This is a genomic window from Hydrocoleum sp. CS-953, assembly GCF_002260545.1.
GTDB lineage: Bacteria > Cyanobacteriota > Cyanobacteriia > Cyanobacteriales > Microcoleaceae > Trichodesmium.
Genome location: NZ_LGSU01000778.1, coordinates 1 through 4599, shown reverse-complemented (window position 1 = coordinate 4599; position 4599 = coordinate 1). Strand labels below are relative to the sequence as shown.

Genomic DNA, 4599 nt, shown 5'->3' with positions numbered 1-4599 from the left:
GCAGTTTCTCAGTTTCAACAAGCAGTAAAACTTGACTCTAACTTCAGTTTAAATGCAGCAACAAATCTGTTACGAATAGGTAGGGAATTAATCAGAGAAAATCAGAGAGTTGAGTTAGGTATTACTCTATTGAAGCAAGCTCAAAAATGGCAACCAGATATTGATCTAAATCCAGACACCGAGGAAATAGAAACAGATCCAGAGAAGGTGGCAAAACAGTTAAAAGAGGAAAAGTAAACTTTGTAGCTTGGGTTGACGTTTAGGAAACCCAACAAAATACAAGTCTGCTGTTAGGTGTTGGGTTGCGCTGTCGCTTAACCCAACCTACGGTGTTTTTCTCAAATTGAGCGATCGCCTTATAAGGAAGCAATCTCAAGGATGCGCGGAGATTGCTTCGGCTAAGTTAACACTTTCTCCACAAAGTTAACTGTGTGTTCACCGCCTCGCAATGACTTTTTGGTGTGTCATGGCGAGGGTCACTCCGTGGAAGGAAGCAATCTCAAGGATGCGCAGAGATTGCTTCGGCTAAGTTAAAACTTTCTCCAGAAGGTTAACTATGTCTTCACCGCCTCGCAATGACTTTTTGGTGTCTCATTTTTCAACTATTCAGAATATAGTTTTCGCAATTCATCCATTGAATAAACCTGGGGAATTTGAGTAACAATTATCTCTAATAATTTCACATCATTAATTGCTGAAATCTCGGATAATATCCCCACATATTCATCACCAAATTTTAATTTTAATCCCATTTCAATTGCCAATAATAACGCCTGTTTAATTTGAGCATCCTTTTGAGATATTTCAGCATCTTTTTCTGCTGCTATTTCATCTCCTGTTTTAATCACATTCCCATCAGCATCGCACCAACGTAACCAAGTACCATTAATATTTTCAAACCTACCATTCCAAAGAGTTAATCCTAGATTTACATCCGCAAACCAAGCATCATTTTTAGGAATATAAGAATTAAATTGAAGTTGAAATACTTGCAGTACAGTTTCACTTAGTTTTTGCAATGGATCGTAGACAACATAATAAGGAATTTTTAACTGCGCGTAGTCTGTTAATTTACTTCCTAATTCATTGCCAGAAGTAGGAGAAACAATTTCAATTACAACATCTGGTGGCTTGCCAAATTCCCAGAATAAATAAGAACGAATATTTCTTTCCCACCATTCTTCACTGCCAATAATATTTAAGCTTAAAAACACATCCGGTACAATTCCTGAATGTCGGACATGAGAAAATAAACCCACATTAGCAGCAACAATAAAAGGAACATTTATAGGTATTTCCGCACCACTATAAAATACAGTTGTGAGTAAACGTTGTTGTTTTTCATTAATAAAACTATCAAAGGGAGTATCATCCTCCAGAATCATATTACTGGTGTCTGGATATTCATCGGGCAGAAGTGTTAATTTTTCTGACATAATTACCTCCAGATTAATTTAGGAATTGTCTAATCTCAAGACTTATGAACAATAATAATTATAGCAATTTTGATCAGGCTTATAATCCAATGAGAACAATTTAATTACTAATTCCTGCTTTTTTAAATACTTGTTCAGCAGTTAACTCTAATCCTGGAAATAAAGAATCTATCAGTAAAGTATTTCCCATATAAGTTTGTGGCGGTGCATCTGGATAAAAAACTGTAATACTCCTAGCTTTACTATCAACAACCCATACCCTTAATACACCCGCATCTAAATAATCTTTTGCTTTAGCATTAAGTTGACCATAAGTTTGACCAGGGGAAATAATTTCTATTACTAAATCTGGCGGTACGGAACAAGCAACATCTTCTTCCCAATCTTCAGGAAAACGTTCAGCAGCAAGATATAATAATTCTGGAACAGGCATCCAATCTTTTCCTTTTCTGATTAATTTAACTGCTAATTCTGGATATACTTCTCCCTTACCTTGACACCATTCATCAATTAAATAAAGTAAAGCACGAGTCAGTTTAGAATTAAATTTTTTGGGCGACATTTTTGCTACTATTATTCCATCAATAAATTCATAAGTAATATCTCCTTCTCCTGGTGGAAGTTCGAGAAATTATTGTAATGTAAGTTGATTTTTTATCTGTACCATTTTTTCTCTCTAATTCCCAATTCAAAATAGTTGAGAAAAAGTTGTTAATTTGTCCTGGATTATTGATTGGTGGTGTGGATGGTAATGTTAAATTATTAGTTGGTAATGAGGGAAAGTTTGTCGGTATTTGTGGAGTATGATTAATAATTCTTGATGCTGAAGTATTATTAGTAGCTGAACTTCCTACAGGAGGAGTTATGGGAAATGGATTGTTTGGTGCTGGGAGAATAATATTATTGTTTGGTTGATTAATATTAATTATTCCGGTATCTGTCAAAAGTTCACCCGTGCTAATTTCACCTATTTTAGTAGTAAGATTAATATTCCCACTTCCTTGAAGCCCAGTAGAAGTAATATCCCCTGTATTAATATTATTTCTGGCACTAATATCAATATTACCAGCCCTACCTGTTTCGGCTTGACTAATAATATTTTTTGTATTAACTGAATCTTCTAAACTTGTGACAGAAATATTGCCACTATTTTCTCCACCAATAGAACTAATATTATCTGTATTTATATCGTATTTTGCTGTTACATCAATATCACCTGAATCTCCTGTTTTGGCAATTGTTTCAATATTATTGCCATTGATATAGCCTTGGTCACTATTAACAGAAATATTACCACTATTTTCTCCACCAAAAGAACGAATATTATCAGTCTTAATATTATCTTTGGCTACAATATTAATATCCCCAGAATTTCCTATTTTTGCTTCACTTACCACATCGTTACTATTAACTAAACCATTGTTACTCTTAACTTCTATATCCCCACTATTATTATTGCCATGGGTAGTAATATTTTCTGTATTTATATCAGTTTCGGCATCAACATCAATATTACCAGAATCTCCCGACTCGCCACGAGATTCAATATTGTCTGTATTTACCTCCCCATTATCGCTGCTAACTTCTATATCCCCACTATTATTATTGCCACGGGTACGAATATTTTCTGTGTTAATATCATTTTCGGCATCAATATCAATATTACCAGAATCTCCCGACTCGCCACGAGATTCAATATTGTCAGTATTTACCTCCCCATTATCGCTGCTAACTTCTATATCTCCGCTATTTTCTCCACCAGTAGAATTAATTTCATCAGTGTGAACGTCATCTTTAGCTTTAACTGTAATATCGTCCGAGTCGCCAGAGTTGGAGAGAGATTCAAGATTTTGAGTAGTTATCGAACCATCAGCAGCGATAACTTCTACCTCTCCAGACGAGCGATCGCCTATCGACTGAATATCAGCAGTATTAATATTGCCTTGAAAATCATAAGTGTTGAGGCCGATATTACCACTGATACCATTTTCGGCGATGGTTTGAATGTTGCGGGTAGTAATAGTACCATTATTGCTTTGGATAGTCACATCACCGCTTTTTTCTGGTCCAAAAGAAGCAATATTGTTGATGATGAGATTGCCAGCAGAGTTAAGGAGAACTTCACCACCTGTACCATTGGTGGAATAAGTAGCTATGTGATTGATATTGATATTACCTTGTTCTTGAGTTTGGATAGAAATATTTCCACCAAGTGCGTTTTCTCCTGTAGAGAAGATAACGTCTGTATTAATATTACCTGTTGTGCTGGTGATATTAACATCACCACCAGTGTTGTCACCGAAAGAATTTATTTCGTATGTGGTAATATCAGCTTTAGCAGTGAGACTAATATCACCTCCGATACCTTCTGAAGAGTGGGAAAGGAGATTCGGTATCACCCCACCATCAGCAACTCTGGTAGCTATCTCTTCTGAGGTAATATCAGTTTCAGGGGATAGTTCAGAAACAGAAGCAGTAGAATTAACTGTTGTATTGATTGCACCATTGCGAGATATCAGACTAATATTTCCCCCTCTACCACTGCCAGATGTACTTGTAAAAAGATCGCCTGTGTAGATATCACCCTCAGCAGTAAGAGAAATATTTCCTGCATTGCCATTTCCGTATGATTGAGAATCAATAAATCCCATATTAATTGAACCAGTGCGACTGTTCATCGTCACATTACCAGCATTACCACTAGCAGAGAACGAATCAACAGATTCTGTTTTAATATCCCCAAAAGCAGATATATTAAGACTTCCTCAATTACCAAATAAACTAGAGAGGCCGAGATCACTGGTACTATTAACAGCACCATTCTGGCTATTAATTGTGATATTACCACCATCACCTTTCCTACTTCCTGTAACCATTCTTGCTATATTAATATCTCCAAAGGCAGATATATTAAGACTTACTCCATTCCCAAAGAAGGAAGTAGACTCAACGGAGCCATTGGTAGTGTCAACACCACCGTTAAGGCTAGTAATATTTATATTTCTTGCACTTCCACCTTGCGAAACGGTAAAAAGATTTGCTGTATTAATGTCACTTTGTGCGGTGAGGGAAATACTTCCTCCATCACTTCCACCGGATGAAGAGTTAAGAGTAGTGGCAGTTGTATCAATGAGAGCTACGCGATCGCCTAATATATTTATTT

Annotated in this window: 5 protein-coding genes; 1 reads left to right on the top strand and 4 read right to left on the bottom strand. The window is 36.1% G+C overall.

Going from position 1 to position 4599, the window contains the following annotated elements:
* Positions 1 to 237: hypothetical protein (locus AFK68_RS36535; RefSeq protein ID WP_168186389.1), on the top strand; the 237-nt coding region annotated here is incomplete at its 5' end.
* A 365-nt stretch (positions 238 to 602) separates the two neighbouring features.
* Here AFK68_RS36535 and AFK68_RS09600 read toward each other — a convergent pair.
* The 4 genes from AFK68_RS09600 to AFK68_RS36525 form a co-directional block, all read right to left on the bottom strand.
* Positions 603 to 1436 carry a Uma2 family endonuclease gene (locus AFK68_RS09600; RefSeq protein WP_094672519.1) on the bottom strand — a complete coding sequence of 278 codons (834 nt, stop codon included), beginning with the start codon at positions 1434 to 1436 and terminating at the stop codon, positions 603 to 605.
* A gap of 100 nt (positions 1437 to 1536) precedes the next feature.
* Positions 1537 to 2010: a Uma2 family endonuclease gene (locus tag AFK68_RS09595; RefSeq protein ID WP_371357308.1), complete on the bottom strand. Its 474-nt coding sequence runs from the start codon at positions 2008 to 2010 to the stop codon at positions 1537 to 1539.
* A gap of 16 nt (positions 2011 to 2026) precedes the next feature.
* Positions 2027 to 4114 carry a hypothetical protein gene (locus AFK68_RS36530; protein ID WP_094672518.1) on the bottom strand — a complete coding sequence of 696 codons (2088 nt, stop codon included), beginning with the start codon at positions 4112 to 4114 and terminating at the stop codon, positions 2027 to 2029.
* Between the two features lie 87 nt (positions 4115 to 4201).
* Positions 4202 to 4599 (bottom strand): hypothetical protein (locus tag AFK68_RS36525; protein ID WP_168186388.1); only part of this gene is annotated, 398 nt, incomplete at its 5' end.

Bases quoted from the DNA above. Each gene is read 5' to 3' on its own strand.
- AFK68_RS36530 (WP_094672518.1), bottom strand. From the start codon at position 4,114: ATGAACAGTCGCACTGGTTCAATTAATATGGGATTTATTGATTCTCAA.
- AFK68_RS09600 (WP_094672519.1), bottom strand. From the start codon at position 1,436: ATGTCAGAAAAATTAACACTTCTGCCCGATGAATATCCAGACACCAGT.